Here is a 26,497-nt window from a genome sequence, read left to right on the forward strand (position 1 = left end):
ACGTGAAACATTCAAGATTTGATGTCGTCGTCATCGGAGCTGGCCATGCCGGGACCGAGGCCGCCCATGCCGCGGCCCGCATGGGGGCGACGACGGCTTTGGTCACCTTGTCAGCCAGCGACATTGGCGTCATGTCCTGCAACCCGGCCATAGGTGGCCTGGGCAAAGGGCATCTTGTGCGCGAGATTGATGCGCTGGACGGCGTCATGGGGCGCGTCGCGGACCGGGCGGGAATTCAGTTTCGGTTGCTGAACCGGCGCAAGGGACCTGCCGTTCAGGGGCCAAGAACGCAGGCGGATCGCGCCCTATACCGCGCGGCAATGCAGCAGGAAACTCAAAACCAGCCGAACCTTTCGGTACTTGTCGGTGAAGTTGTTGATTTCCTGATGGAAGGCGACCGTGTCGCCGGGGTAAAACTCGCCGATGGTTCGGAAGTCCCGGCGCGTTCGGTTATCCTGACCTCGGGCACCTTCTTGCGCGGCGTTATTCACATCGGCGATGTATCGCGGCCCGGTGGACGCATGGGCGATCGTCCGTCCGTCAAACTGGCGGAGCGTCTGGATAGCTACAACCTGCCCATGGCGCGTCTGAAAACCGGAACCCCGCCGCGTCTGGATGGGCGCACAATCGACTGGAGTGATCTGGAAAAGCAGCACGGGGACGAAGAACCCACCTTGTTTTCCTTTCTGTCCACCTCGGTCGTGGCGCCACAGATCTCTTGCGGCATTACCCATACCAATGCCCGAACGCATGAGATCATCGAACAGAACCTGTCCAAATCCGCGATGTATGGCGGCCATATCGATGGGGTGGGCCCGCGATATTGCCCGTCGATCGAGGACAAGATCGTGCGTTTTGCGGACAAGGACTCCCATCAGGTGTTCTTGGAGCCCGAAGGTGTCGATGATCACACGATTTACCCGAACGGCATTTCGACCTCACTGCCGCAAGACGTTCAGCTGGATTATGTCCGGTCTATCAAGGGATTGGAGCAGGCTGACATTCTACAGCCCGGCTATGCCATTGAATATGACTACATTGATCCCAGAGTTTTGACGGCCTCGCTGTCTCTGCCGGATGCCCCGGGGTTATACCTCGCAGGACAGATCAACGGAACCACGGGATATGAGGAGGCTGCGGCGCAGGGTATGGTCGCTGGTCTGAACGCGGCTCTGGCCGTTCAGGGCCGCGATCCCATACATTTCACCCGCGCCGACAGCTATATCGGTGTGATGATCGACGACCTGACGACGCGGGGTGTGGCGGAACCCTATCGGATGTTCACGTCGCGCGCCGAATTCCGCCTGTCCCTGCGCGCGGATAACGCGGATCAGCGTTTGACGCCTGTTGGATTGCAGATTGGTTGCGTCGGCGACACCCGGCGGCGCCATTTTGAGGCAAAAACCGAGCAACTGGATGCAGCAAAGTCCAAGCTGACGGAGCGCACTTATACCCCGAAAGAGGTCCGCGCGGCGGGTATCAATGTTAATCAGGATGGAAATCGGCGGGACGGTATGGCGATCTTGGCGTTTCCGGATGTCTCTTTCGAGGATTTGCTACCCCTGATACCGGATCTGGAAGATGTCGAACCCAATATCCGCCTGCAAGTCGAGCGTGACGCCCTTTATGCAAACTACATCGCCCGGCAACAGCGCGATGTTGAGGCGATGAAGCGGGATGAATCCTATGAAATCCCACGAGAATTCAACTATTTCGCGCTGGACGGGCTATCATCTGAAATGAAGCAAAAACTGTCTCAGGCCAAACCCGCCAACATTGCGCAGGCAAGCCGGGTTGAGGGTGTGACGCCGGCCGCCCTGACATTGGTTCTGGCAAAACTGCGGCGGGACCAGAAAGTCCGCAAGGCATGACAGTTGATTATGCCAGTTTTGAGCGGTTGGATGTTTCACGTGAAACATTCGCGCGTCTGGAGATGTATGTTGAGCAGGTCAAGCGCTGGAATCCCCGGATCAACCTGGTATCCCGCAATAGCCTGACCGACATTTGGACCCGGCATATCCTGGATTCCGTGCAGGTCTATCGGTGTGCCGAGGGGTTTGACACTTGGGCTGATCTGGGCAGCGGCGGCGGGTTTCCCGGTATGGTCTGCGCAATCATGGCGGTTGAGGACTCCCCCACATCGCAGTTCACCTTCGTCGAAAGCGATCAGCGTAAATCTGCTTTTCTGCGCACTGTCGCAAGGGAATGCGGCGTCTCCTGCAAGGTGGTATCCCAGCGCATCGAAGCTGTTGAACCCCTGACTGCGGATATCCTGAGCGCCCGTGCTCTGGCAGATTTACCTACGCTATTGTCCTTTTGTGACAGACATTTAAGCAAGACCGGCACCGCGTTGTTGCCGAAAGGCGCAAGCTGGAAAAAAGAACTGGCAGAGGCGCGCAAGGAATGGAATTTCCAAGCCGAGCCGATTACAAGTTTAACTGAACCTCAAGCCGTAATCCTTAAGATTAAAGGAGTATCACGTGGTTGATCTGTCTCGCCCCACCGGGCCCCGGATTATTGCGGTCGCCAATCAAAAGGGCGGAGTCGGAAAAACCACAACGGCGATCAATCTGGCAGCAGGGCTGGCCGAAGCCGGCTGTAAAGTCCTGGTGGTGGATCTGGATCCGCAGGGCAACGCATCGACAGGGCTGGGGGTCGAGGATCGGGATTGGACGACCTACGACCTGATCCTGGACGACGCGCCGCTGGAGGCGGTGGTGCAGGAGACCGAGATTGGCGGATTGTTTGTCGTTCCCGCCACTGTCGACCTGAGTTCAGCGGATATCGAGTTGATTTCCAATGAAAAACGCAGCTATCTGCTGCATGATGCGTTGCGCCAGACAGCGATTGACCAGTTTGATCTGGATTTTGTGCTGATCGACTGCCCGCCATCGCTGAATCTGCTGACCGTCAATGCAATGGTGGCTGCGCATTCCGTGCTTGTTCCGCTGCAAAGCGAGTTCTTTGCGCTGGAAGGTCTGTCGCAACTGATGCTGACGATCCGCGAGGTGCGCCAGACAGCGAATCCGGACCTGAGAATCGAAGGTGTTGTGTTGACCATGTATGACAACCGCAACAACTTGTCCCGTCAGGTCGAAAAGGATGCACGTGACAATCTGGGTGAGATGGTATTTAAAACCAAGATACCCAGAAATGTGCGGGTCAGCGAGGCGCCGTCTTATGCGCTGCCGGTCTTGCAGTATGACTCGGGGTCTTTGGGGGCGATGGCCTATCGGCACCTGGCCCGCGAGGTCATGCACAAAAACAATAAAGCCGCCGCATAAGTGGCACTAAGGAGAGTCACGTGAACTCCAAAAAAACAAAACCAAGAGGGCTGGGGCGCGGGTTGTCGGCGCTGATGGCCGATGTTACGCAGGACGTTGCAGAGCGATCCCCGACCGAGCCCCGGCGGCCCGATCTGAAGGTCCCGATCGAGAAGTTGCGCGCAAACCCGAACCAGCCGCGCCGGACATTTCTGCCCGAGCAGCTTGATGAACTGGCCGCATCGGTTAAGGAAAAAGGCATCATCCAGCCTCTGATCGTGCGCGAAATTGGCGGTGGGGACTATGAGATCGTTGCTGGCGAACGCCGCTGGCGGGCCGCGCAGATGGCGCAGCTGCACGATATTCCAGTGATTGTGCGGGATTTCGACGATACCGAAGTTCTTGAAGTCGCTATCATCGAAAATATCCAGCGCGCAGATCTGAACGCGGTGGAAGAGGCGGCGGGCTACAAGCAATTGATGGACCGTTTCGGCCACACACAGGAAAAACTGGCCGAGGCGCTGGGGAAAAGCCGCAGCCATATCGCGAATTTGCTGCGCCTGTTGTCCCTGCCGTTGGATGTGCAGGCGCTGGTCATCGAAGGGAAACTGTCCGCAGGCCATGCGCGGGCGTTGATTACTGCAGAGAACCCGTCAGACCTGGCAAAACTCATCGTCAAGGACGGGTTGTCGGTGCGCGCGACTGAAGCGCTGGTCAAAAAGCAACAGCAGGGCGACACCCCGCAGGCGGCCCCGCGATCCAGAAACCTAGATGCAGGTAAGGACGCGGATACGCGGGCGTTGGAAAAGGACCTTTCGGCGATTTTGGCGATGAAAGTGTCGATCAATCACAAGCCGGGATCCGAGACCGGGCAGGTGATCCTGACCTATGAAAACCTCGATCAGCTGGACGATCTGTGTGCCAAGCTCAGCCGTTAGGGCGGGTCCAGATAAACACCATGACCCCGCCCAGCACGATGGCCTGAATGATCAGCACGTGCGAGGGCAGGGCAAGCGCCAGAGACAAGGCAAAGACAGCGGCGACCGACAGGGTGGCCGCTTTTTTGGCTGCGGGCCGGATGGCTCCCGAGCTTTGCCAGTCGAGGATCATCGGCCCGAAGGTGCGGTGACTGACAAGCCAGTTGTGCAGGCGGGATGAGGACCGGGCGAAGAAGAACGCAGCCAGCAGCAGAAACGGGACGGTCGGCAGCAGGGGCAGAACCACGCCAATCATCGCAAGCGCGACGCAGAGCAATCCCAGAGTGGCCCAGACATAGTGCATGCTCTATCCCAACAGCTCCCGGATCACGGCGTTCAGGACCGCTCGCCCGTCCTTGGTTGCAAACAGTCGGTTGCCTTGCTGCGCGGTCATGCCGATCTCGGTCAGGTGGTCGATCTTGGGCTGCGGTAGCACCGTGCCTGAGAGTGCACGGTATCGATCAACATCTAGTCCTTCGCTTACTCTCATCCCCATCATAAGGTATTCACTTGCCTGATCTGAAGCGGACAACGCGCTGCGTTGCTTCTCGCCTGAACCGCCAAGGGCTGCCGTCAGCCATTTTTGCGGGGACAGATAAGTTTCAGTTGCAACTTTCTGACCCTTCACCGTAATCCGCCCGTGGGCGCCGGGCCCGATCCCGACATAGTCGCCGTAGCGCCAATAGATCAGGTTGTGCTGCGATTCCGCACCGGGGCGGGCGTGGTTCGAAATCTCGTAGGCGGGCAATCCATGCGCCTCGCAGATCTCTTGCGTGGCCAGATACATATCGGCGGCGTGGTCATCCTCGGGCAGGCCGCGCAGTTTGCCCACGGCATAGCGGTCGCCAAAGGCGGTGCCTTCTTCGATGGTCAGCTGATAGAGCGACAGGTGATCGACCGCCATCGACAGCGCCTCGGTCAGTTCCGCGCGCCATGCGTCCAGGGTTTGGTGCTGGCGGGCATAGATCAGGTCGAAACTGCCGCGCTCAAAGCAGGTGCGGGCAATGTCGAACGCGGCGCGGGCCTCGGCCACGGTGTGAATGCGGCCCAGACGGCGCAGGTCTTCGTCATTCAGCGCCTGAACACCCATGGAAATCCGGTTCACACCCGCGTCGCGATAGGCGGCGAAGCGTCCAGCCTCGACCGAGCCGGGATTGGCCTCGAGCGTGATTTCCATGTCATTGGCGGGATACCAAAGCGCGCGGGCCTCGTCGATCACCGCAGCCACGGTGTCAGGGTCCATAAGCGATGGCGTGCCGCCGCCAAAGAAGATCGTGTTCAGAACCCGGTCGGGCGTTTCGGTTGCCGAGCGGCGCAGTTCGGTAAGGTAAGCGGCAAGCCATTGTTTTTGATCAATATTACGCGACACATGGCTGTTGAAGTCGCAATAGGGGCACTTGGCCTCGCAAAAGGGCCAGTGCACGTACAGGCCAAAGCCCCCGTTGCGCCAATCATCCGCCAAAGCAGCCTTTCACGAACATCTCCACCGCGCGGCCGCGATGGCTGATCTTGTTCTTTTCCCAGCGATCCATCTGCGCAAAGGTAATGTCGTGACCGTCGGGGACAAACATCGGGTCATAGCCGAACCCGTCCTTGCCCCGGATCGGCCAGGTCAGATGGCCGGGGGCGATGCCTTCGAACACTTCGTCATGGCCATCGGGCCAGGCCAGAACCAGCGTGCAGCGGAACTGGGCCCTGCGCGGGTGGGCCGCCTCTTTCGCCTCAAGCTCATTATGCGCGCGGGTCATCGCCATCAGGAAATCGCGGCCATTGCCGGTTTCGGCCCAATCGGCGGTATAAACGCCGGGCGCGCCGTCCAGCGCGTCGATGGTTATGCCGGAATCGTCCGACAGGGCGGGCAGGCCGGTGGCTTGTGCGGCGGCATGGGCCTTGATCCGGGCATTGCCGACAAAGGTATCCTCGGTCTCTTCCGGTTCCGGCAGGTTCATCTCACCCGCGCCCACAACGCTCACGCCGAAGGGTTCGAGCAGATGTGCCATCTCCTCAAGCTTGCCTGTGTTGTGGGTGGCGACCAGCAGCCGGTCACCGGTGAATTTGCGGGTCATGCGGTGGCGGCCTTTTGCGCGGCGGCCAGTTCGCCGATGCCCTTTTCGGCCAGATCCATCAGTTGATCCATCTGGGCACGGCTGAACACGGAGCCCTCGGCTGACATCTGCACTTCGATCAGCTTGCCGGAACCGGTCATGATGAAATTGCCGTCGACCCCGGCCTCGCTGTCCTCGGGATAGTCCAGATCCAGCACCGGTTGGCCCGCGTAAATGCCACAGGACACGGCGGCAACAGGATCGACCAGCGGGTCAGAGATCACGTCGCCCGCTTTCATTAGCTTGTTCACCGCCAGACGCAGCGCCACCCAACCGCCGGTGATCGAGGCGCAGCGGGTGCCGCCATCGGCCTGGATCACGTCACAGTCGACGGTGATCTGGCGCTCACCCAGGGCGACCCGGTCGACCCCGGCGCGCAGGGCGCGGCCGATCAGGCGCTGGATTTCCACGGTGCGGCCGCCTTGCTTGCCCGAAGCAGCCTCGCGCCGCATCCGCGTATTCGTGGCGCGGGGCAGCATACCGTATTCGGCCGTGACCCAGCCTAGCCCGGACCCTTTGATGAAGGGCGGCACGCGATCTTCGATCGTGGCGGTGCACAGCACATGGGTGTCGCCCATCTTGATCAGGCAAGAGCCTTCGGCATGTTTGGTGAATCCCGTCTCGATTGAAACGGCGCGCATTTCGTTTAGATCACGTCCAGAGGGTCGCATGGAATTTCCTTTATCTGCTGGCTTGGGGATACCGTCCCGCAGCGATACGATGCAACCCCGATTGACCTTTCATTTGCCTGCGATTTAATGGCGTTTCAGCAGGGGACCGCCGATGAGCGAAGCGAGCAAAATTCTGGCTGAGATGAACGACCGGTCGCGTGAGGTGTTCCGGCTGATCGTCGAAAGCTATCTGGACAGCGGCGAACCGGTCGGCAGCCGCACGCTGACCCGCACGCTGTCGGAAAAGGTCAGCGCCGCGACCGTGCGCAACGTGATGCAGGATCTGGAATTTCTGGGCCTGCTGGACAGCCCGCATGTCAGCGCCGGCCGCATTCCTACGCAGCAGGGGCTGCGGATGTTCGTGGACGGATTGCTGGAAGTCGGCGATCTGGGTGCTGATGACCGGCAGAAACTGGACGAGACATTAGGCTCTAACGCGGGCGATGTGGGCGGAATGCTGGACCGTGTGGGCTCGGCCCTGTCCCACGTGACACAAGGGGCCTCGCTGGTTTTGACACCCAAGCACGAAGCCGAGATCAAGCATATCGAGTTTGTCTCATTGGGCCATGACCGGGCTTTGGTGGTGCTGGTGTTCTCGGACGGGCATGTGGAAAACCGCCTGTTCACGCCGCCGCCGGGGCAGACGCCCAGTTCCATGCGCGAGGCGGCGAATTTCCTGAATGCGCTGATCGAGGGGCGGACGATCAGCGAAGTGCGCCGTCAGATGTTGTCTCAGATCGATGCGCGCAAGCAGGAGATTGACGTGCTGGCCCGGCAGATGGTGGACAGCGGGATTGCTGCGTGGGACGGCGATGACGGCGACTCGGCCCGTCTGATCGTGCGCGGACGGGCGAATCTGTTGAACGAACCGGGTCAGGCCGAAGAGCTTGACCGGATCCGTACCCTGTTTGATGACCTTGAACGCAAGCGCGACATCGCTGAATTCCTTGAATTGACCGAAGAAGGCGAAGGTGTGCGCATTTTTATCGGGTCTGAGAACAAACTTTTCTCACTTTCGGGTTCCTCTTTGGTGGTGTCTCCATATATGAACGCTGATCGTAAGATAATCGGTGCGGTCGGGGTCATCGGGCCCACACGTCTGAATTACGGACGGATCGTGCCGATCGTGGATTATACGGCGCAACTGGTCGGCAAGCTGATATCCGACCGGAGCTAGAGGGTAAGAGATGGCAAAGCCCAAGAACGAAGATTTTCTGGATGACATCGCAACCGCCGAGGCGGAAGAACTGGCCGAGGAGCTGATCGACATCAGCGAAGAGGCGTTGGAGCTTGACGCCCTGCGGGCCGAGCGGGACGATTACAAGGACAAGTTCATGCGCGCGCTGGCGGATGCTGAAAACGCGCGCAAACGGGGCGACAAGGCGCGCCGCGATGCTGAACAATATGGCGGCTCGAAACTGGCGCGCGACATGCTTCCGGTTTACGACAACATGAAACGCGCGCTTGAATCGGCGACCGATGAGCAGAAGGAGGTCGCCGCCGGACTGATCGAAGGGGTCGAACTGACCATGCGGGCGCTGAAGGACGTGTTCCAGAAGCACGGGATCGAGGTGATCACGCCCGAGGTCGGCGACCGGTTTGATCCGAACGTGCATGAGGCGATGTTTGAAGCGCCGGTGCCGGGGACCAAAGCGGGTGACATCATTCAGGTCTCTGCCGAAGGGTTCATGCTGCATGACCGGTTGCTGCGACCGGCGCAGGTTGGGGTGTCGTCGACGCCAGCGAACTGATTGGCCTCTGCGAGGCCAAGCCTTCGGCGAGAGTATTTTTGAAAAGATGAAGGGGCGGTCAGGGTTTGGCCGCCTCTTTCAGTTTGTAGATCAGGTCGAGCGCCTCGCGCGGGGTGAGCTCATCCGGCAGGATGTCGGTGAGCATCTCGGTGACGGGCGAGGTTTTTGGCGCGGGCGGCGGCGGTGGGGCGGCTGAGAACAGAGGCAGGTCGTCGATCAGCGCCTTTTGCTTGCCGCCCTCGCGCTCGGTTTTTTCCAGCTGGTCCAGCACGACGCGGGCGCGGTCCACGACCGAGGCGGGCAGGCCTGCCAGTTGCGCGACCTGCACGCCGTAAGAGCGGTCAGCGGCGCCTTTGTGAACCTCGTGCAGGAAGATGACTTCGCCTTCCCATTCCTTGACGGCGACGGTGGCGTTTTCGACGCCTTCGAGCTTGCCGGCCAGGGCGGTGAGTTCGTGGTAATGGGTGGCAAACAGCGCGCGGCATTGGTTGGCGGCGTGCAGATGTTCCAGCGTCGCCCAGGCGATGGAGAGGCCATCATAGGTGGCGGTGCCGCGACCAATCTCGTCCAGGATCACCAGCGCGCGGTCGTCGGCTTGGTTCAGGATGGCGGCGGTTTCGACCATTTCGACCATGAAGGTCGAGCGGCCCCTTGCCAGATCGTCCGAGGCACCGACGCGGCTGAATAGTTGGCTGACCACACCGATATGGGCCTGTTCCGCCGGGACATAGCTGCCCATCTGCGCCAGCAGGGCGATCAGGGCGTTCTGGCGCAGAAAAGTTGATTTACCAGCCATGTTGGGGCCGGTCAGCAGCCAGATCGCCGCGCCCTGATCGGCGCTGAGATCGCAGTCATTGGCGATGAAGGCGTCGCCGCTTTGCTGGCGCAGGGCGTGTTCGACGACCGGGTGGCGGCCTCCGGTCACGTTGAAGGCGCGTGAGGTATCGACTTGGGGGCGGCACCAGTTTTCGCCTCGCGCCAGATCGGCCAGCGCGGTGGTCAGGTCCAGTTCGGCCAGCCCCTGGGCGGCTTGATTCAGGCGGGCGGCGAGGGTGAGGATTTCGTCAGAAAGCCTTTGATAGAGCCGCTTTTCGACCTCCAGCGCTAGGTTTCCGGCGTTCAGGATGCGGGTTTCGATCTCGGACAGTTCGACGGTGGTGAACCGCACCTGATTGGCGGTGGTCTGACGGTGGATATAGGTTTCCGAAAACGGCGGGTTCAGCATTTTTTGGGCGTGGGTGGCCGTGGTCTCGATGAAATAACCCAGCACGTTGTTGTGCTTGATCTTCAGCGAGGCGATGCCGGTATGTTCCGCATATTTCTGCTGAAACCCGGCGATGACGGATCGGCCTTCGTCGCGCAGGGTGCGGGCCTCGTCGAGTTCGGTGTCGTAACCCTGCGCGATGAAACCGCCGTCGCGGGCCAGTAGCGGCGGTTCGGCGACAAGCGCTTCGTCCAGCAGGGTCAGCAGGTCGTCGAAGCCGGTCAGGTTTTGTACAGCGGTGGCGAGAAGGACGGGCAGGTCCTGACCGGCGCAGAGCTCGGCAATTGCCGCCGCCTGCGTCAACCCGTTACGGATGGCGGCCAGATCGCGGGGGCCGCCGCGCTCCAGCGACAGGCGCGACAGGGCGCGGTCCAGATCGGGGGTCTTGCGCAGCGCCTCGCGCAGGTCCGAGGCGATCAGGCTGTCCTCGGCGGCGAATGTCACCGCATCCAACCGCCCGTGGATCACGTCCAGATTGCGCGAGGGGCTGGAGAGCCGCTGTTCCAGCAACCGCGCGCCGCCGGGGGTGACGGTGCGGTCGACCACGGACAGCAGCGACCCGGCGCGGCCACCCGAGAGCGACCGGGTCAGTTCCAGATTGCGGCGGGTGGCGGCATCGATCTGGACGACGCGGTCCTCGGATTCCTTCAGCGGTGTTTGCAGCAGAGGCAGTTTGCCCTTCTGCGTGATCTCAAGATAGTCGATCAGCGCGCCCATGGCGGAAATCTCGGCCCGGCCAAAAGAGCCGAACGCATCCAAGGCGCCCACGTGAAACAGCCCGCAGATGCGTTTTTCCGCCGCCGTGCTGTCGAAACTGGCGCGTCCGATGGGGGTCAGCGAAATTCCCAGATCGCGGGCGGTTTCGTTCAACGCCGGTTCCATCCCGTCGCCCACGATCAGTTCCGACGGGGCCAGCCGCGCCAGTTCCGGGCTCAGCCGTGCGCCGGTCAAGGGCATCACGTGAAATGCACCGGTCGAGATATCGGCCCAGGCCAGTGCGGCCTGATCCCGAACCTCGGCATAGGCGGCCAGAAAGTTGTGGCGACGGGCTTCCAGCAGCGCGTCCTCGGTCAACGTGCCGGGAGTGACCAGACGCACAACATCGCGCTTTACGACTGATTTAGAGCCTCTTTTTTTCGCCTCGGCCGGGCTTTCCATCTGTTCGCAGACGGCGACGCGAAAGCCTTTGCGGATAAGCGTCAGCAGGTAGCCCTCGGCAGAATGCACCGGCACGCCGCACATTGGGATGTCATTGCCATTGTGCTTGCCGCGCTTGGTCAGGGCGATGTCCAGCGCCTCGGCGGCGTTCACCGCGTCCTCAAAAAACATCTCGTAGAAATCGCCCATGCGGTAAAACAGCAGGGCGTCGGCATGGGCCTGTTTGATTTCCAGATATTGCGCCATCATCGGCGTGACTGTGGACAAAAGCGGCCCCCTTCCGGCGTATTCCGGACGCGACCTTACAAACCCGGCACGGGCGGCGAAAGGCGAAAACGTATTGTCGTTGAGGCGTCGGCCCGCCTGCGCTATGAGGCAGAGGCCCCGAAGCCATGGAAACGACCGTCAAAATGCCCAAAGCCAAGATCACCAAAGAAGAGGCGCTGGCCTTTCACCTGGACCCGACCCCCGGCAAGTGGGAGGTGCAGGCCACCGTCCCCATGACCACGCAGCGCGATCTGTCGCTGGCCTACAGCCCCGGCGTGGCGGTCCCCTGCCAAGCCATCGCCGAAGCCCCCGAGACCGCCTATGACTATACCAACAAGGGCAATCTGGTCGCCGTGATCTCGAACGGGACGGCGGTTCTGGGTCTTGGCAATCTGGGCGCGCTGGGCTCGAAACCGGTGATGGAGGGGAAATCGGTCCTGTTCAAACGCTTTGCCGATGTGAACTCGATCGATATCGAACTGGATACCGAGGACCCGGACGAATTTTGCCGTGCCGTGCGCCTGATGGGGCCGACCTTTGGCGGCATCAATCTGGAAGACATCAAGGCGCCGGAATGTTTCATCATCGAACAGCGCCTGAAGGAAGAGATGGATATTCCCGTCTTCCATGACGACCAGCACGGCACGGCGGTGATCTGTGCGGCGGGTCTGATCAACGCGCTGCATATCTCGGGCAAGAAGATCGAGGATGTGAAGATCGTTCTGAACGGCGCGGGCGCCGCGGGGATTGCCTGTATCGAACTGCTCAAGGCGATGGGGGCCAAGCACGAGAACTGCATCGTTTGCGATACCAAGGGCGTGATCTATCAGGGCCGGACCGAGGGGATGAACCAGTGGAAGTCGGCCCACGCCATCACCACCGATCTGCGCACGCTGGACGAGGCGATGAAGGGTGCGGATGTGTTTCTGGGCGTATCCGTCAAGGGCGCGGTCACGCAGGATATGGTTGCCAGTATGGCGGACAATCCGGTGATCTTTGCCATGGCCAACCCCGACCCCGAGATTACCCCGGAAGAGGCGCATGAGGTGCGCGTCGATGCCATCGTGGCCACCGGGCGCAGCGATTATCCCAATCAGGTCAACAACGTGCTGGGCTTCCCCTACCTGTTCCGGGGCGCTTTGGACATCCATGCCCGGGCGATCAATGACGAGATGAAAATTGCCTGCGCCCACGCGCTGGCACGGCTGGCGCGCGAGGATGTACCAGACGAGGTGGCGCTGGCCTATGGCAAGACGCTGACCTTTGGCCGCGACTACATCATCCCGACCCCCTTTGATCCGCGTCTGATCCACCGTATCCCGCCCGCCGTGGCCCGGGCCGGGATGGACACCGGCGCGGCGCGGCGTCCGATCATCGACATGGACGCTTACGAGCTTAGCCTGAAATCCCGCATGGATCCGACCGCCAGTATCCTGCGTGGCTTGAACGCCCGTGCGCGGCAGGCGCAAAGCCGGATGATCTTTGCCGAGGGCGACGATCCCCGCGTGCTGCGCGCTGCGGTGATGTATCAGCGCTCGGGCTTTGGCAAGGCGCTGGTGGTCGGGCGGCCTGACGATGTGAAGGAAAAGCTCGAAGCCGCAGGTCTGGGCGACGCCGTGCGCGAGCTTGAGGTGGTGAACGCCGCCAACACCACGCATCTCGAAACCTACAAGGAATTCCTGTATCAGCGGTTGCAGCGCAAAGGGTTCGACCGCAAGGATATTCACCGGCTGGCGGCCCGCGACCGGCATGTCTTTTCGTCGCTGATGCTGGCGCATGGGCATGGGGACGGGCTGGTCACCGGCGCGACGCGGAAATCGGCGCATGTGCTGGACCGGATCAATCACGTGTTCGACGCGGATGCTGCGCATGGGGCGGTTGGCGTAACGGCGCTGTTGCACAAAGGCCGGATCGTGCTGATCGGGGATACGCTGGTGCATGAATGGCCGGATGAAAACGATCTGGCCAATATCGCCGAACGCTCGGTCGCTGTGGCCCGTCATATGGGGCTTGAGCCGCGCGTGGCGTTTGTCAGCTTTTCGACCTTCGGCTATCCGGTCTCGGAACGGGCGGACAAGATGCACCGTGCGCCTGCGGTTCTGGACAATCGCGGCGTCGATTTCGAATACGAAGGCGAAATGACCGTGGATGTCGCCCTGAACGTGGATCAGCAAGAGGCCTATCCCTTTTCACGCCTGACCGGCCCGGCCAATATCCTGATCGTGCCGGCGCGGCATTCGGCCAGTATCTCGACCAAGCTGATGCAGGAGATGGGCGGGGCGACCGTGATTGGCCCGATCCTGTCCGGCATCGACAAACCGGTGCAGATCTGTTCGACCGTGTCGACCGCGAACGATATCCTGAACATGGCCATTCTGGCCTCATGCGATATTAAGTAGCCCATGACGATCTGGAATCTCGGTTCGATCAACGCCGATATGGTCTATGACCTGCCGCATCTGCCTGCGGCGGGGGAAACGCTTGCTGCCAATGGTCTGGATCGGTTTCTGGGCGGCAAAGGGGCCAATATGTCGGTGGCGGCGGCCCGCGCCGGGTCGCGGGTCAGCCATATCGGCGCGGTTGGGTCGGACGGGCGCTGGGCCAAGGACCGGCTGACGGAATATGGTGTCGACACGCGGCACATTACCCAGGCCGATGTCGCCACCGGCCACGCGATCATTGCGGTGGATGCGCAGGGCGAGAACCTGATCGTGCTGTACCCCGGCGCAAACCACGCGCTTGAGGTCGGGCAGGTGGGGCAGGCGCTGGCCTCGGCCAATACAGGCGACATTCTGGTGATGCAGAATGAAACCAACGCGCAGGTCGAAGCCGCGCGGCTGGGTCACAGGCTGGGCCTGACGGTCTGCTATGCGGCAGCCCCGTTTCAGGCGCGGGCAGTGCAGGCGGTGCTGCCCTATCTGGATTTCCTGATCCTGAACGAGGTCGAGGCCGCGCAGTTGCAGCAGGAAACCGGTCTGGATGCAGCCGATCTGCCGGTGCGGCATGTGATTGTCACGCTGGGCTCAAAAGGCGCGCGATACCTGCAGCAGGGCTGTGACCCGGTGGAATTTGCGGCCCATAAGGTAAAGGCCGTAGACACGACCGGGGCGGGCGATACCTTTACCGGCTACGTGCTTGCGGGCATGGATCGCGGCATGCCGATGGAACAGGCTATCCTGCAGGCAAACCGCGCCGCGGCCATCATGGTTACGCGGCACGGCACGGCAGATGTCATCCCCGATTTGCGCGAGGTGCGCGACGCCCGGTTCGATTAGGACCCGGCGAAGGGCGCGTCTGTACCCCAAAGCTGCTTGACCCGAGCGTCGCGCCCGCAGGCCTTGCGGTAGGCTTTGTAAGCGTTCTTCTGGCGTTTGGGACCAAAGCGCGTGAACACCAGCTTGTCGCCCTTGTAGTAATCCTGATGATAGGCCTCGGCCGGATAGAAAGCCGATTGCTGCAGGATCGGCGTCACCACCTTTTGTCCCAGGGCGGATTGGGCTGCCGTTTTCGCCGCCTCAGCTTGCGCCTTTTCCCCCGCGTTAGAGACGAAAATCGCCGTGCGATAGCTGTCGCCCCGGTCACAGAACTGGCCGCCCGCATCGGTCGGATCGACCGAACGGAAGAACATGTTCAGCAATGTCGCACGTGAAACGCGGGCCGGGTCGAAGGTGATCTGAACCGCCTCGTAATGCCCGGTGCCGCCTTTTGTGACCTGATCATAGGTCGGGTTTGCCGCTGTGCCGCCGGTATATCCCGAAACCGCTCCGATCACGCCGGGCACGGATTCGAAATCGGATTCGACGCACCAGAAACACCCTCCGGCCACTGTCAGCGTCTCGGTTCCGGCGGCGGGGGCCGGCAGTGCGCGCAGCATCGCGGCCAGCGCGATCAGCGTGAACAGCAGGGCGGTTTTGACGGTATCGAGGCAGGCAGTCCGTGTCATGGCAGGTCTCCTTTTCAGGAAAGGGTGGCCAATGTCGCTGCGGGTTTCAATTGCCTGACATGGTTTATAACGCGCAGGTGAGCCGAGTTTATCGCCGTTGCTGTGCTGCAGCCGACTTGCGCGACGGGGCCAAAAAGCCTCTTGTGATGCAGGAGGGATATGCACATGGGGGACGGGATGGCACAGACCGCGCAGGCTGAAACACGGCTGGTGGTGATCGTTGCGCCCAACTTCAACATGGCCGCGACGATGGGTTTCATCGACCCGTTCCGGGCAGCCAACTATCTGGATGGCCGGTCTTATTTCAAATGGCAGATCGTGTCCGAGGGTGGCGGTTTTTGCGTGGCCAGCAATGGCGCTGGCATCGAAACCCGCCCGTTGACGACCGATGATGCCGATATTGTCATCGTGTCCGCAAGCTGGACGCCGGAAAAGCACCTGACGGCCAAGCTGGGCACTGCGCTGCGCCATTGGGCGCGCCGTGGGGCAACCCTGGGGGCGCTGGATACCGGGGCATTCATTCTGGCGCAGGCCGGGTTGCTGAAAGGGCGGCGGGCCACGGTGCACTATGAACATATCGATGCCTTTCAGGAGCTTTTTCCCGGCGTTGACGTGGTGGAAAACCTGTATGTGCTGGACGGCAACCGCATCACCTGTTGCGGCGGGTCGGCGGCGGCCGATTTCGGGCTGCAGATTGTTCAGGGCATCCACGGCAGCGCACTGGCAAACGCAGCGGCCCGCTATATCTTCCACGACCGGCTGCGCGGCCCCGCCGAGATGCAGCAGCCGGATACCAGCGAACCGCTGGGCTCGACGGTGCCCGTCAGGCTGAGAACTGTAATTCAGGTGATGGAGGCCAATCTGGAAGAGCCGGTCCCGATCCCCGAGATATGCCGGCAGGCGGGTCTGTCGCACCGTCAGCTGGACCGGCTGTTTGCCACCTATATCCACAAGACCCCGGCGCTGTATTACCGGGATATCCGGCTGGATCGGGCGCGTGGGCTGGTGACTCAGACCGAATTGCCGATTGCCGAGGTGGCGCTGGCCTCGGGCTTTTCCAGCCCGGTGCATTTCAGCCGGTCCTACAAGAACAGGTTTGGCCTGCCGCCCAGTCAGGACCGGATCGAGGGGCGCGTTCCGTTCGAATTTCGCGCCTGGCCGATGCATCGAACACGCCGGGACTAGAGCTTGGGTCCAAAATTATCAAAACAGCGGCCAATAGTGTTAAGTCAGAACGCGGCTTTCAGCAGATTATATGCGCCAGCGATCAACCACCCGAGTCGACCATGAGCCAGTTGCCCTCTGAATCCCAGTTCCAGCGTATCTCTGACGGGTACAGCCCCGACCCGTTCAACACCAGCTCGCTTATGGCCGAGGCCTATGTCGATCCGGCATGGCATCAGGTCGATCTGAACGAGATCCTCGCCAAGACCTGGCAATGGGTCTGTCATGTCGAAAAGCTGCGCAATCCGGGGTCGTACATGACGGTCGAGATTGCGGGCCGGCCCATCGCAGTGGTGCGCGACCGTGAGGGGGTTTTGCGCGCCTTTTACAATGTCTGCAAACACCGTGCCCATCACCTGCTGTCGGGTGAGGGCGAAACCACCCGCATCATGTGCCCCTACCACGCCTGGACCTATAAGCTGGACGGCCAACTGGTCCGCGCGCCCGAGACGGAGAATCTGGCAGAGTTCAGCACCAGGGACATCTGTCTGGATCAGGTTCAGGTCGAAGAATTTGCGGGTTTCGTCTATGTCAATTTAGACCCTGATGCTGACCCTTTGCACAAGGTTTCGGGCAATCTGGAAACCGAAATCCGCCACTGGGCCCCGGATATCGAGAACCTGACCTTCGGCCACAGGTTGACCTATGACATAAGGTCGAACTGGAAGAACGTGGTTGATAATTTCCTGGAATGCTACCACTGCCCGACCGCGCATAAGGATTTCTGCGATCTGGTGGATATGGACACCTACAAGGTGACCACCTACGGCATCTACTCCAGCCACATGGCCGAGGCAGGCAAGGGTGCGAACACCGCCTATGACGTGTCAAACGCCACCGTGCGCACCCATGCGGTCTGGTGGCTGTGGCCGACGACCTGCCTGATGCGTTATCCGGGGCGGTCCTCGATGATCGTGCTGAACATCATTCCCCTGGGCCCCGACCGCACGCTCGAGACCTATGATTTCTTCCTCGAAACTCCCGAGCCGGATGAGGCAGAGCTGGAAGCCATCCGCTATCTCGACGAGGTTCTGCAACGCGAAGACATCGACATCGTCGAAAGCGTCCAGCGCGGGATGAGCACACCGGCCTTCACGCAAGGACGGATCGTGCATGACCCCAACGGCTCGGGCAAATCGGAACACGCCGTGCATCATTTCCACGGGCTGGTTCTGGACGCCTACGCACAGGCCGCGCCGTGAGGCGGCCCAACATCGTTGTGATCATGGCCGACCAGCTGGCGCCGCAGTTTTGCGGCGCTTACGGCCATCCAACGGTCAGGACCCCTCATATCGATGCGTTGGCCACAAGGGGGATGCGGTTTGATGCGGCCTATTGCAATTCGCCCCTTTGTGCGCCGTCGCGCTTTGCCTTCATGTCCGGGCAGTTGATCAGCCGGATTGCCGCCTATGACAATGCCAGTGAGTTTCGCGCCTCGGTCCCGACCTTTGCGCATTACCTGCAGACGCTGGGCTATCGCACCTGTCTGTCGGGCAAGATGCATTTCATCGGTCCCGACCAGAAACACGGGTTTCAGGATCGCGTGACCACCGATATCTACCCCGCCGATTTTGCCTGGACCCCGGATTGGGAAGCCCCGGACGAACGCATCGACAAGTGGTATCACAACATGCAGACGGTCAAGGAAAGCGGCGAGGCGATTGCCACTTTCCAGACCGATTACGATGATGAGGTCGAGTTCGCCGCCCGGCGCTGGCTGATCGACCGGGGCCGGGATCGCGCCGCCGGGGATGATGCCCCGTTCTGTCTGGTCGCCAGTTTCATTCACCCGCATGATCCTTATGTGGCCAAGCCGGAATGGTGGGCCCTTTATGCGGATGCGGACGTTCCGATGCCCGAGTTCACCCTGACGGCTGAAGAACAGGACCCGTTCTCGCGCCGGGTGATGGACGGGATCGAGGCCAGCTTCGTGCCCCTGAGCAACGCGGAAATCCTGCGCGCTCGCCGCGCCTATCTGGCCAATGTCAGTTACTTCGACAGTAAAGTGGGCGCGATGGTGAAGGCGCTGGAGGATATCGGCGAACTGGACAACACCATCGTCATTGTCACCGCCGATCATGGCGATATGCTGGGTGAGCGGGGGTTGTGGTACAAGATGAACTTCTTTGAACACTCGGCCCGCGTGCCCCTGATCATGGCGGGGCCCGGTGTTGCCCAAGGTTCAGCCTCGAACGCCTGTTCTCTGCTCGATCTGATGCCAACTTTTGTGGACATTGCCGGAGGGTCCGATGCGATCTACGGCGAACCGATTGACGGGCGCTCTCTGATGCCTCTGGCACGGGGTGAGGGCGATCCGGTGGACGAAGCCATCGGCGAATATTGCGCCGAGATGACGCCCTATCCGGTGTTCATGATCCGGCGCGGATCGCTCAAATACATCCATTGCGACGCGGACCCGCCGCAGCTGTATGATCTGGCCGCTGATCCGCTGGAACAAGTGAATCTGGCGGATGATCCGGCCTACGCAAATCCCGCCGCCGGTTTTGCCGCCGAGGTTGCGCGGCGATGGAACAGCGAACAACTCCGCGCCAACGTGATCGCCACCCAGAAATCCCGCCGCGCGCTGCATGCGGCGATGGAGGCGGGCGCGGACGACCCCTGGGATTACACCCCGCCGCGCGATGCCACGCAGGAATATGTGCGCAACCATATGGACTGGACCGTTGCCGCAACCCGCTATCGCTATCCGCCATTGAAGGAGGGCAATGAATGATGCTGCAGGGCAAGACCGCCTTGGTGACAGGCGGGCGCGGCGGTATCGGGCGCGCCATCGTCTCGCGCTTTCTGCGCGAGGGCGCGCGGGTCTATGCCGCTGATCTGACGCCTGAAGGGTCCTTGGCGGCCCATGACGATGACGGCAGTATTTTCGTGAAACTGGATGTCACGCAGGAAGCAGATGCGATTGCCGCGATGGAACAGGTCGGGGCCGAGGCGGGCAAGCTGGACATTCTGGTCAATGCGGCGGGGATCGAGATCGAAAAGACCATCGAAGTGACCACGCTTGAGGAATGGAACCTGTCTTTTGCGGTCAATGTTACCGGCACGTTTCTGACCTCGAAACACGCGCTGCCGTTGATGCGCAAGGCTGCATCAGGGGGTACCGCCTCGATCATCAATTTCGGCAGCTATGACGGGTTCATCGCCGATCCCGGCCTTGCCGCCTATTGCGCTACCAAGGGCGCGGTGCACGCCCTGACCCGCGCTATGGCTTGCGATCACGGGCCAGAGGGCATCCGCGTCAACGCCATCTGCCCCGGCTATGTCGACACCCCCATGTTGCAAAGCTTTTTCACCGGAGATGGCTCGGGCGGCGGCGGCAAGAGTATCGACCAGTTGCAGCAAGCCGTGCGTGATGTGCACCCGATGCGCAGTTACGGCACGCCGGACGACATCGCCAATCTGGTCAACTGGCTGGCCTCGGACGAGGCGCGGTATGCCAGCGGCCAGCTTTGGGTACTGGACGGAGGGCTGAGCGCGCAGGTTCAGCAGATGAAGCTATGACGACGCTGCGGCTGGCAGGGAAACGGGCTTTGGTGACAGGCGGGCGGCAGGGCATCGGGCGGGGGATTGTCGAGGCGTTTGCTCGCGAAGGCGCAACGGTCACGACCTGCGGCCGGGGGTCACGGCCCGAGGGGCTGGATCAAAACGTCCGGTGGTATCAGCTGAATGTCACCGACGCGGCGGCGGTCGAAGACCTGGCCCAGATCACCGATGGCACAGACATCCTTGTAAACAACGCGGGCGTGCAGGTGGAAAAGACCGTCTCGGATAGCACGGACGCGGATTGGGAGGCGGTGATCGGCACCAATTGCCGGGGCGTTTTCAACCTGTGCCGTGCCCATATCCCCCGGATGTCCGATGGTGGATCGATCATCAATATAGGCTCTATTTCAGGGCAAAACGCCGATCCGTCCATGGCGCTTTACAACGCGTCCAAGGCGTTTGTGCACGGGCTGACCCGTTCCATTGCGGTTGATCATGGCCCCCGCATCCGCTGCAATGCGATCTGCCCCGGCTGGATCGAAACGGGTATGCTGGACGCCGGGTTCGACCTGGCCCAAGACCCTGATGCCGCGCGCCGGGATGCACTTGCCCGTCACGCCATGCGCCGGTTCGGCAGGCCCGGGGACATTGCCAGCATGGCGGTCTGGCTGGCCTCGGACGAGGCCGGGTTTGCCACCGGCCAGTTGTTCACCATCGATGGCGGCCTGACGGCGGCCTCACCGCTTAATCCGGGATTGTTCTGATGGAAACAAAACACACGGCCTGTCTGGGCGGCGGCGTTATCGGGGCCAGCTGGGCGGCGCTGTTTCTGGCGTCGGGGCGCTCGGTGGCCCTGTTTGACCCCGACCCCGGGGTCGAGCGAAAGGTGCGCCACTATGTCGAAACCGCATGGCCAACACTGGATGCGCTGGGCCTGACCGAAAATGGCACCCCGGACGCGATCAGTTTCCCTTCCAGCGCTGCGGACGCGGTGCAGGGTGCAGGGTTTGTGCAGGAAAACGTGCCCGAGCGCCTGCCGATCAAGCACGCAACCTTTGCCGAGATCGAGCCTGCACTGACCCCCGACGCCATCGTCGCCAGTTCCGCTTCGGGCCTGACGCTGGGCCAGATGCAACCGGGCTGGACCGATCCATCCCGTTTTGTGCTGGGGCACCCGTTCAACCCGCCACATCTGATCCCCTTGGTCGAGGTGATGGGGAATGACAAAACAGCCGATGAAGTGGTCGAGGCCGCGCAGGCCTTTTACGAAAGCGTCGGCAAGACCACGATCCGCGTGAACAAAGAGGTGCCCGGCCATGTGGCAAACCGGCTGCAGGCCGCGCTGTGGCGCGAGGCGATCCACCTTGTGGTCTCGGGCGTTGCCTCGGTCGAGGATGTGGACAAGGCGGTCTGGGCCGGGCCGGGGGTTCGATGGGCGGCGATGGGGCCGACCATGCTGTTCAACCTCGGGGCCGGCGAGGGCGGGCTGAAAGCGTTCTGCGACCACTTCACCGATACGTTCAACGGTTGGTGGGACGATCTGGGTCAGGTCTATCTGACCGATGATGTCGCGCAGCAGCTTGCAGACGGCATCGCGGCGCAGGCCAACGGAAAGACCCCGGCGGAATTGTCCGCGCAGCGGGACGCGCTGATCGTGGCGATGCAGAAATCCATCGCCGATCTGCGCCGGTCCTAACCCAGCAACTGCCCCAGCTTCATCGCAACGCCCATATTGCCTGAGATCTTGAGCTTGCCCAGCGCCACGCCGGTCATCGGGTTCAGCTTGCCGGTCAGCAGTTTGCTCAGATTGTCCTGCGAGATGCGGATGGTGCAGTCGGTGTCGCGGTCCTGCGTCGTGGCCTGATTGTCGGCCAGAACAATCACCCCGGCCGCACCGCAATCGAATTTCAGCGAGCCATCGAAGCTTTTGCCATTCAGCCCTTTTTGAATCCCGTCGGCCATGTCCTGAAGCATCCCAATCCCCCCTATGCCAGTGAAACATGGGTAACGGGTGGGCAGGCGCGTAATCAAGGATAACCCGACTGGAACCTAAGGCTCCCGCAAAATCGAGACCGTCCGCTCGCAGGGCTGACCGCCATAAAAAGCATCCAGAACGGCCTGAAATTCCACCGGCGCGTCCGGGACCGAAGAAAACAGCGTCATCGACGAGCGCAGCTTTTTCGCGTCAATCCCGCCCAGAACCTCGGTGGCGTCACGCCCCTTGTGCAGCAGCATCAGCCGGGCGGTTTCGGTCAGGCGGCGGCGCAGTTCCGGGTGGTTGAGATAGCTGGCAGCCTCGTCCAGATCCTCGATCCCGTAAAGCTGCGCCATGTGCGACTGGCCAAGCTCGGCCAGTTGCGGAAACACGAACCACATCCAGTGGCTGGTTTTCTGCCCTTGTTCCAGTTCGCGCAGGACATCGGCCCAAACCGTGTCCTGCGCCTCGATGAACATATCGAGTTCGTTGTCGTCCTCGTCGATCACTTGGACAAACGCTTGTCGCGGGCGGCCAGCAGTTTCAGGCGCAGGGCGTTCAACTGGATGAAGCCTGCCGCGTCGGTCTGATCATAGGCCCCGGCGTCTTCTTCAAAGGTCACATGCGCCTCGGAATACAGCGAGTGATCCGACCAGCGGCCCACGGTCGAGGCCAGACCCTTATATAGTTTCACCCGCACGGTGCCGGTGACATGTTCCTGGCTCTTGTCGATGGCCGCCTGCAGCATCTCGCGTTCGGGGCTGTACCAGAACCCGTTATAGATCAGTTCCGCATATTGCGGCATCAGCTGGTCTTTCAGATGCATCGCGCCACGGTCCATGGTGATGGATTCGATGCCGCGATGCGCTTCCAGCAGGATGGTGCCGCCGGGGGTTTCATAGATGCCGCGGGATTTCATGCCGACAAAGCGGCCTTCGACCAGATCGAGGCGTCCGATGCCGTGCTTGCCGCCATATTCGTTCAGCCTCGTCAGGATCGTCGCGGGGCTCATCGCCTCGCCATTGATGCTGACCGCGTCGCCTTTTTCAAAGCCGATTTCGATGAATTCGGGCTCGTTTGGCGCGTCCTCGGGGTGGACGGTGCGCTGATAGACGTAGTCGGGTGCCATATCGGCGGGATCTTCCAGAACTTTGCCCTCGGACGAGGTGTGCAGCAGGTTGGCATCGACCGAGAAGGGCGCCTCGCCGCGTTTGTCCTTGGCAATCGGGATCTGGTTGGCTTCGGCAAATTCCAGCAGCTTGGTGCGGCTGGTCAGGTCCCATTCACGCCACGGGGCGATCACCTTGATATCGGGGTTCAGCGCGTAAGCCGCCAGTTCGAACCGCACCTGATCATTGCCCTTGCCGGTTGCGCCGTGGGCGACAGCGTCAGCACCGGTTGCTGCCGCAATCTCGACCAGACGTTTCGAGATCAGCGGACGCGCGATGGATGTCCCCAGCAGATACAGACCTTCGTATTGCGCATTGGCGCGGAACATGGGGAAGACGAAATCGCGGACGAATTCCTCGCGGATATCCTCGATATAGATGTTCTCGGGCTTGATCCCCAGCAGCTCGGCCTTTTTTCGGGCGGGCTCCAGTTCCTCGCCCTGACCCAGATCGGCGGTGAAGGTCACGACCTCACAGCCATACTCGGTCTGCAGCCATTTCAGGATGATCGAGGTATCGAGGCCACCGGAATAGGCCAGAACAACTTTCTTGGGCGCGGACATCTGACTTCCCTTTATGCGTAGAACGCTTGGCCCCTAGCGGGTTTTGGACGCGGGGGCAAGTTATGTGCGTTGACCACAGGCGGGAATTGGGGTGAAACGGAACGAAAGAGAACAAGAACAGGTTGAGGACGGGTTAGATGCTGGGCTGGAAGATTGTCGTGCATTCGGTGCGGATGGTGTTCCGCAATCTGAAAGAGGCGTTGCAGATCGGTCTGGTGCCCAACGTCCTGGCGGCGCTGTTCAGCACCTTTGTGCTGCAAGCCGCCGCCCCGTCTTTGATCGCGGTAGAAGGCACGGAACTGGCACCTTCACCCGAAGGTTTGTTTGTGGGTTTGGGCGTTGGTCTGGTCAGTTTCATCGTGACCATATGGATCTGCGTGGCGTGGCACCGCTTTGTCTTGCTCGAGGAATATCCGACCGGATGGATTCCGTCTTTCCGGGCGGATCGCTTTTTTGACTATATTGGGTATTCGTTCCTACTGATCGCGATTTGTCTTGTCGCCGCTGTGTGCTTTTCAGTGCCGCTGGTGGTGATTGGTGCGGTGCTTTCGGCAATTCCGTTCTTTGGCGTGATCGCACAGGTCGTGCCGTTGTTTGTGCTGGTCCTTGTCTATCTGGTGTTTCTGAGATTGGGCGCTGTTCTGCCCGCAGCGGCGATTGGCACGCCCTTCGGGCTGAAAGCCGCCAAAGACGCGACTGCGGGGACCAATGGAATCCTGATTGTCACGGCCGCATTCATGCTGTTCGCGCAACTTGCCGTCGCGGTGCTTCTGATCATGGCGACACAATTTCTGCCGATCATCGGCATTGCCAGCCAGACGATTATCGGGCTGATCCTGTCGCTGGTGAATGTCAGCGTGTTGACCACAGTGTACGGTATCTATGTCGAAAAACGCCAGCTGGCCTGACCACCCGTACACATATGTATTCCTTGCCCTTTTGCTCAGGATAAGCCACTGACAGGCGCATGACCGATTTCCTGACCCGCGCCCGCGCTGCCGAACAGGCGATGCGCACTGTGTTTCCGGCAACGCCCCTGCAGCGCAATGCCCATCTGTCCGATCGCTACGGGGCCGATATCTGGCTCAAGCGAGAGGACCTCAGCCCGGTGCGGTCCTACAAGATCCGGGGCGCGTTCAACGCGATGCGCAAGCAGCAGGGGCAGGATCTGTTCGTCTGTGCCAGCGCGGGCAATCACGCGCAGGGCGTGGCGTTTATGTGCAAGCATCTGAACGTGCGCGGCGTGATCTTCATGCCGGTGACCACACCGCAGCAGAAAATCCAGAAAACCCGCATCTTTGGCGGTGACAATATCGAGATCCACCTGACCGGCGACTATTTTGACGACACGCTCGCCGCCGCGCAGGCGTGGTGTGCCGAGCAGGGCGGGCATTTTCTGTCGCCTTTCGATGATGAGGATGTGATCGAAGGGCAGGCCTCATTGGCGGTCGAGATCGAAGAGCAACTGGGCGGTCTGCCGGATCATGTGATCCTGCCGGTTGGGGGCGGTGGCATGTCCTCGGGCGTGGCGACCTGGTTCGGGGATCGCACCCATTGCCTGTTTGTCGAACCGAAAGGCGGGGCCTGTCTGCATGCGGCGATGGCGGCGGGGCATCCGGTGGCGCTGGATCATGTGGGCAATTTCGTCGATGGCGCGGCGGTGGGCCGGATCGGCGCAAAGCCGTTTGAGTTGTTGAAGAACAGGCACCTGTCGGACGTGCTGGTCCTGTCCGAAGACCGCATCTGCACCACCATGATCGAGATGTTGAATGTCGAAGGCATCGTTCTGGAACCCGCCGGTGCGCTGGCGATTGAAGCCATTGCCGATGTGCAAAGCTTCATCCGGGGCAAGACCGTGGTTTGCGTGACGTCCGGCGGCAATTTCGATTTCGAACGCCTGCCCGAGGTCAAGGAACGCGCGCAACGGTATTCCGGCGTCAAGAAATACTTCATCCTGCGCCTGCCGCAACGCCCCGGCGCGCTGAAAGAGTTTCTGAACATTCTCGGCCCCGAGGACGACATCGCCCGGTTCGAATACATGAAGAAATCGGCGCGCAATTTCGGCTCGGTTCTGATCGGGATCGAGACCCGCAAGCCCGAGAACTTCATGCGCCTGTTCGCGCATCTGGACGAGGCCGGGTTTACCTATACCGACATCACCGAGGATGAGACACTGGCCCAGTTCGTGATCTAGAGCGTTGTGCATTTTTTCTGAGCCAGATTCATCGAAATGCGCGTTCGACCGAAGGCAGAGGCAGCGCAGTTCGATTTAAATCAAACGCACAGCGATCTAAAGCAGGTTCCGGGCCAGTTCGGCCTGAAAGACGGATTTCGATTCGTCATAGGCGGCAAGGATGGCTGGGATGTCCACATCCGCAGGCTTGCCTGCGGCGGCCCGGCGTTCGCCATCCTGACAGAGTTTCGAGAACCGGTCGAACCCGAGGCTGAGCGCGCTGCCCTTGAGGAAATGCAGGTTCTGTTCCAGATCGCGCCGCGCGGGGTCGTTTTGCAGGCGCACAATCACCTCCTGCACCTCATCCAGGAATATATCGACCACCTCGTCAAACTCTTCCGCGCCGACTTCGTACCGCAATTGTCTGACTCTGGGCCAGTGAATCATCGCCACCCCCTGCATCGGATTGTTCCTGCATCAAGCTAGCCCT

At 61.1% G+C, this 26,497-nt stretch carries 26 protein-coding genes; 16 read left to right on the forward strand and 10 right to left on the reverse strand.

The window, feature by feature from the left end; genetic code table 11:
* Positions 1 to 2: 2 nt before the first annotated feature.
* Genes mnmG through ACR0EZ_RS06610 form a run of 4 tightly spaced genes read left to right on the forward strand, consistent with a single transcriptional unit; the run spans position 3 to position 4,201 of the window.
* Positions 3 to 1,871, forward strand: a complete 1,869-nt coding sequence (mnmG, locus tag ACR0EZ_RS06595; protein ID WP_480611858.1) for a tRNA uridine-5-carboxymethylaminomethyl(34) synthesis enzyme MnmG — start codon at positions 3 to 5, stop codon at positions 1,869 to 1,871.
* A complete protein-coding gene (gene rsmG, locus ACR0EZ_RS06600; protein ID WP_480611859.1) occupies positions 1,868 to 2,488 on the forward strand; it encodes a 16S rRNA (guanine(527)-N(7))-methyltransferase RsmG in 621 nt (206 codons plus the stop codon). Before mnmG ends, rsmG begins: the two co-directional genes overlap by 4 nt.
* A complete protein-coding gene (locus ACR0EZ_RS06605; protein ID WP_480611860.1) occupies positions 2,481 to 3,284 on the forward strand; it encodes a ParA family protein in 804 nt (267 codons plus the stop codon). The genes rsmG and ACR0EZ_RS06605 overlap by 8 nt, the downstream gene beginning before the upstream one ends.
* 20 nt (positions 3,285 to 3,304) lie before the next feature.
* Positions 3,305 to 4,201, forward strand: a complete 897-nt coding sequence (locus tag ACR0EZ_RS06610) for a ParB/RepB/Spo0J family partition protein (RefSeq protein WP_480611861.1) — start codon at positions 3,305 to 3,307, stop codon at positions 4,199 to 4,201.
* On the opposite strand, the gene ACR0EZ_RS06615 is transcribed toward ACR0EZ_RS06610, so the two are convergent.
* The 4 genes from ACR0EZ_RS06615 to rph are packed head-to-tail and all read right to left on the reverse strand — an operon-like array spanning position 4,191 to position 7,016.
* A complete protein-coding gene (locus ACR0EZ_RS06615; protein WP_480611862.1) occupies positions 4,191 to 4,544 on the reverse strand; it encodes a YbaN family protein in 354 nt (117 codons plus the stop codon). The two genes, ACR0EZ_RS06610 and ACR0EZ_RS06615, sit on opposite strands and share 11 nt — an antisense overlap.
* Positions 4,545 to 4,547: 3 nt before the next feature.
* Positions 4,548 to 5,702, reverse strand: coding sequence for a radical SAM family heme chaperone HemW (hemW, locus tag ACR0EZ_RS06620; protein ID WP_480611863.1), 1,155 nt, complete (start codon positions 5,700 to 5,702; stop codon positions 4,548 to 4,550).
* Positions 5,692 to 6,306 carry an RdgB/HAM1 family non-canonical purine NTP pyrophosphatase gene (rdgB, locus tag ACR0EZ_RS06625; RefSeq protein WP_480611864.1) on the reverse strand — a complete coding sequence of 205 codons (615 nt, stop codon included), beginning with the start codon at positions 6,304 to 6,306 and terminating at the stop codon, positions 5,692 to 5,694. The genes hemW and rdgB overlap by 11 nt, the downstream gene beginning before the upstream one ends.
* Entirely contained in the window at positions 6,303 to 7,016 is a 714-nt protein-coding gene (rph, locus tag ACR0EZ_RS06630) for a ribonuclease PH (RefSeq protein WP_480611865.1), read from the reverse strand. Before rph ends, rdgB begins: the two co-directional genes overlap by 4 nt.
* A 112-nt stretch (positions 7,017 to 7,128) precedes the next feature.
* Here rph and hrcA point away from each other — a divergent pair, with 112 nt between their 5' ends.
* On the forward strand, positions 7,129 to 8,193 hold the full coding sequence (gene hrcA, locus ACR0EZ_RS06635) for a heat-inducible transcriptional repressor HrcA (RefSeq protein WP_480611866.1): 1,065 nt from the start codon (positions 7,129 to 7,131) through the stop codon (positions 8,191 to 8,193).
* A 10-nt stretch (positions 8,194 to 8,203) separates the two neighbouring features.
* Positions 8,204 to 8,767 carry a nucleotide exchange factor GrpE gene (locus ACR0EZ_RS06640; protein ID WP_480611867.1) on the forward strand — a complete coding sequence of 188 codons (564 nt, stop codon included), beginning with the start codon at positions 8,204 to 8,206 and terminating at the stop codon, positions 8,765 to 8,767.
* A 58-nt stretch (positions 8,768 to 8,825) separates the two neighbouring features.
* On the opposite strand, the gene mutS is transcribed toward ACR0EZ_RS06640, so the two are convergent.
* Positions 8,826 to 11,438: a DNA mismatch repair protein MutS gene (gene mutS, locus ACR0EZ_RS06645; RefSeq protein WP_480612391.1), complete on the reverse strand. Its 2,613-nt coding sequence runs from the start codon at positions 11,436 to 11,438 to the stop codon at positions 8,826 to 8,828.
* 161 nt (positions 11,439 to 11,599) lie between these two features.
* Here mutS and ACR0EZ_RS06650 point away from each other — a divergent pair, with 161 nt between their 5' ends.
* Both ACR0EZ_RS06650 and ACR0EZ_RS06655 read left to right on the forward strand, forming a co-directional pair.
* Complete coding sequence (locus ACR0EZ_RS06650) at positions 11,600 to 13,855, forward strand: NADP-dependent malic enzyme (protein WP_480612393.1); 2,256 nt, start codon at positions 11,600 to 11,602, stop codon at positions 13,853 to 13,855.
* 3 nt (positions 13,856 to 13,858) lie between these two features.
* Positions 13,859 to 14,731, forward strand: a complete 873-nt coding sequence (locus tag ACR0EZ_RS06655) for a ribokinase (RefSeq protein ID WP_480611868.1) — start codon at positions 13,859 to 13,861, stop codon at positions 14,729 to 14,731.
* Here the strand turns inward: ACR0EZ_RS06655 and msrA are convergent.
* Positions 14,728 to 15,399, reverse strand: coding sequence for a peptide-methionine (S)-S-oxide reductase MsrA (gene msrA / locus ACR0EZ_RS06660; protein ID WP_480611869.1), 672 nt, complete (start codon positions 15,397 to 15,399; stop codon positions 14,728 to 14,730). The two genes, ACR0EZ_RS06655 and msrA, sit on opposite strands and share 4 nt — an antisense overlap.
* 177 nt (positions 15,400 to 15,576) lie before the next feature.
* Between msrA and ACR0EZ_RS06665 the strand changes: the two genes are divergently transcribed.
* The 6 genes from ACR0EZ_RS06665 to ACR0EZ_RS06690 all read left to right on the forward strand — a co-directional run bounded on the left by ACR0EZ_RS06665 (position 15,577) and on the right by ACR0EZ_RS06690 (position 21,823).
* On the forward strand, positions 15,577 to 16,584 hold the full coding sequence (locus ACR0EZ_RS06665; protein ID WP_480611870.1) for a GlxA family transcriptional regulator: 1,008 nt from the start codon (positions 15,577 to 15,579) through the stop codon (positions 16,582 to 16,584).
* A gap of 101 nt (positions 16,585 to 16,685) precedes the next feature.
* Positions 16,686 to 17,825, forward strand: coding sequence for an aromatic ring-hydroxylating oxygenase subunit alpha (locus ACR0EZ_RS06670; protein ID WP_480611871.1), 1,140 nt, complete (start codon positions 16,686 to 16,688; stop codon positions 17,823 to 17,825).
* Positions 17,822 to 19,357 (forward strand): choline-sulfatase, encoded by a 1,536-nt coding sequence (gene betC, locus ACR0EZ_RS06675; RefSeq protein ID WP_480611872.1) that lies wholly within the window; start codon positions 17,822 to 17,824, stop codon positions 19,355 to 19,357. Before ACR0EZ_RS06670 ends, betC begins: the two co-directional genes overlap by 4 nt.
* Entirely contained in the window at positions 19,354 to 20,145 is a 792-nt protein-coding gene (locus tag ACR0EZ_RS06680; RefSeq protein WP_480611873.1) for an SDR family NAD(P)-dependent oxidoreductase, read from the forward strand. Before betC ends, ACR0EZ_RS06680 begins: the two co-directional genes overlap by 4 nt.
* Positions 20,142 to 20,891, forward strand: a complete 750-nt coding sequence (locus tag ACR0EZ_RS06685; RefSeq protein ID WP_480611874.1) for an SDR family NAD(P)-dependent oxidoreductase — start codon at positions 20,142 to 20,144, stop codon at positions 20,889 to 20,891. The genes ACR0EZ_RS06680 and ACR0EZ_RS06685 overlap by 4 nt, the downstream gene beginning before the upstream one ends.
* Positions 20,891 to 21,823: a 3-hydroxyacyl-CoA dehydrogenase NAD-binding domain-containing protein gene (locus tag ACR0EZ_RS06690; protein WP_480611875.1), complete on the forward strand. Its 933-nt coding sequence runs from the start codon at positions 20,891 to 20,893 to the stop codon at positions 21,821 to 21,823. Before ACR0EZ_RS06685 ends, ACR0EZ_RS06690 begins: the two co-directional genes overlap by 1 nt.
* Here the strand turns inward: ACR0EZ_RS06690 and ACR0EZ_RS06695 are convergent.
* From ACR0EZ_RS06695 to ACR0EZ_RS06705, 3 genes are all read right to left on the reverse strand, one after another.
* On the reverse strand, positions 21,820 to 22,101 hold the full coding sequence (locus ACR0EZ_RS06695) for an SCP2 sterol-binding domain-containing protein (protein ID WP_480611876.1): 282 nt from the start codon (positions 22,099 to 22,101) through the stop codon (positions 21,820 to 21,822). The two genes, ACR0EZ_RS06690 and ACR0EZ_RS06695, sit on opposite strands and share 4 nt — an antisense overlap.
* Positions 22,102 to 22,176: 75 nt before the next feature.
* Positions 22,177 to 22,581 carry a DUF1810 domain-containing protein gene (locus ACR0EZ_RS06700; protein WP_480612395.1) on the reverse strand — a complete coding sequence of 135 codons (405 nt, stop codon included), beginning with the start codon at positions 22,579 to 22,581 and terminating at the stop codon, positions 22,177 to 22,179.
* Between the two features lie 26 nt (positions 22,582 to 22,607).
* The gene (locus tag ACR0EZ_RS06705) at positions 22,608 to 23,834 is read right to left on the reverse strand and encodes an argininosuccinate synthase (protein WP_480611877.1); all 1,227 of its coding nucleotides are present in this window, start codon (positions 23,832 to 23,834) and stop codon (positions 22,608 to 22,610) included.
* A 137-nt stretch (positions 23,835 to 23,971) separates the two neighbouring features.
* Between ACR0EZ_RS06705 and ACR0EZ_RS06710 the strand changes: the two genes are divergently transcribed.
* Complete coding sequence (locus tag ACR0EZ_RS06710) at positions 23,972 to 24,742, forward strand: hypothetical protein (protein WP_480611878.1); 771 nt, start codon at positions 23,972 to 23,974, stop codon at positions 24,740 to 24,742.
* Between the two features lie 59 nt (positions 24,743 to 24,801).
* Positions 24,802 to 26,028: a threonine ammonia-lyase IlvA gene (gene ilvA, locus ACR0EZ_RS06715; protein WP_480611879.1), complete on the forward strand. Its 1,227-nt coding sequence runs from the start codon at positions 24,802 to 24,804 to the stop codon at positions 26,026 to 26,028.
* Positions 26,029 to 26,124: 96 nt separating this feature from the next.
* Here the strand turns inward: ilvA and ACR0EZ_RS06720 are convergent, their stop codons facing one another.
* On the reverse strand, positions 26,125 to 26,454 hold the full coding sequence (locus ACR0EZ_RS06720) for an Hpt domain-containing protein (protein WP_480611880.1): 330 nt from the start codon (positions 26,452 to 26,454) through the stop codon (positions 26,125 to 26,127).
* Positions 26,455 to 26,497 lie beyond the last annotated feature (43 nt).

The sequence above is a fragment of the Ruegeria sp. AK4 genome (genome assembly GCF_056541025.1).

What these genes read in the sequence shown, in the direction of transcription:
- rsmG (WP_480611859.1), top strand. Translation starts at nt 1,868, where the DNA reads ATGACAGTTGATTATGCCAGTTTTGAGCGGTTGGATGTTTCACGTGAA.
- ACR0EZ_RS06615 (WP_480611862.1), bottom strand. Translation starts at nt 4,544, where the DNA reads ATGCACTATGTCTGGGCCACTCTGGGATTGCTCTGCGTCGCGCTTGCG.
- rdgB (WP_480611864.1), bottom strand. Translation starts at nt 6,306, where the DNA reads ATGACCCGCAAATTCACCGGTGACCGGCTGCTGGTCGCCACCCACAAC.
- rph (WP_480611865.1), bottom strand. Translation starts at nt 7,016, where the DNA reads ATGCGACCCTCTGGACGTGATCTAAACGAAATGCGCGCCGTTTCAATC.
- hrcA (WP_480611866.1), top strand. Translation starts at nt 7,129, where the DNA reads ATGAGCGAAGCGAGCAAAATTCTGGCTGAGATGAACGACCGGTCGCGT.
- ACR0EZ_RS06640 (WP_480611867.1), top strand. Translation starts at nt 8,204, where the DNA reads ATGGCAAAGCCCAAGAACGAAGATTTTCTGGATGACATCGCAACCGCC.
- mutS (WP_480612391.1), bottom strand. Translation starts at nt 11,438, where the DNA reads ATGATGGCGCAATATCTGGAAATCAAACAGGCCCATGCCGACGCCCTG.
- ACR0EZ_RS06650 (WP_480612393.1), top strand. Translation starts at nt 11,600, where the DNA reads ATGCCCAAAGCCAAGATCACCAAAGAAGAGGCGCTGGCCTTTCACCTG.
- ACR0EZ_RS06655 (WP_480611868.1), top strand. Translation starts at nt 13,859, where the DNA reads ATGACGATCTGGAATCTCGGTTCGATCAACGCCGATATGGTCTATGAC.
- msrA (WP_480611869.1), bottom strand. Translation starts at nt 15,399, where the DNA reads ATGACACGGACTGCCTGCCTCGATACCGTCAAAACCGCCCTGCTGTTC.
- ACR0EZ_RS06665 (WP_480611870.1), top strand. Translation starts at nt 15,577, where the DNA reads ATGGCACAGACCGCGCAGGCTGAAACACGGCTGGTGGTGATCGTTGCG.
- ACR0EZ_RS06670 (WP_480611871.1), top strand. Translation starts at nt 16,686, where the DNA reads ATGAGCCAGTTGCCCTCTGAATCCCAGTTCCAGCGTATCTCTGACGGG.
- ACR0EZ_RS06680 (WP_480611873.1), top strand. Translation starts at nt 19,354, where the DNA reads ATGATGCTGCAGGGCAAGACCGCCTTGGTGACAGGCGGGCGCGGCGGT.
- ACR0EZ_RS06685 (WP_480611874.1), top strand. Translation starts at nt 20,142, where the DNA reads ATGACGACGCTGCGGCTGGCAGGGAAACGGGCTTTGGTGACAGGCGGG.
- ACR0EZ_RS06690 (WP_480611875.1), top strand. Translation starts at nt 20,891, where the DNA reads ATGGAAACAAAACACACGGCCTGTCTGGGCGGCGGCGTTATCGGGGCC.
- ACR0EZ_RS06695 (WP_480611876.1), bottom strand. Translation starts at nt 22,101, where the DNA reads ATGCTTCAGGACATGGCCGACGGGATTCAAAAAGGGCTGAATGGCAAA.
- ACR0EZ_RS06700 (WP_480612395.1), bottom strand. Translation starts at nt 22,581, where the DNA reads ATGTTCATCGAGGCGCAGGACACGGTTTGGGCCGATGTCCTGCGCGAA.
- ACR0EZ_RS06705 (WP_480611877.1), bottom strand. Translation starts at nt 23,834, where the DNA reads ATGTCCGCGCCCAAGAAAGTTGTTCTGGCCTATTCCGGTGGCCTCGAT.
- ACR0EZ_RS06710 (WP_480611878.1), top strand. Translation starts at nt 23,972, where the DNA reads ATGCTGGGCTGGAAGATTGTCGTGCATTCGGTGCGGATGGTGTTCCGC.
- ilvA (WP_480611879.1), top strand. Translation starts at nt 24,802, where the DNA reads ATGACCGATTTCCTGACCCGCGCCCGCGCTGCCGAACAGGCGATGCGC.
- ACR0EZ_RS06720 (WP_480611880.1), bottom strand. Translation starts at nt 26,454, where the DNA reads ATGATTCACTGGCCCAGAGTCAGACAATTGCGGTACGAAGTCGGCGCG.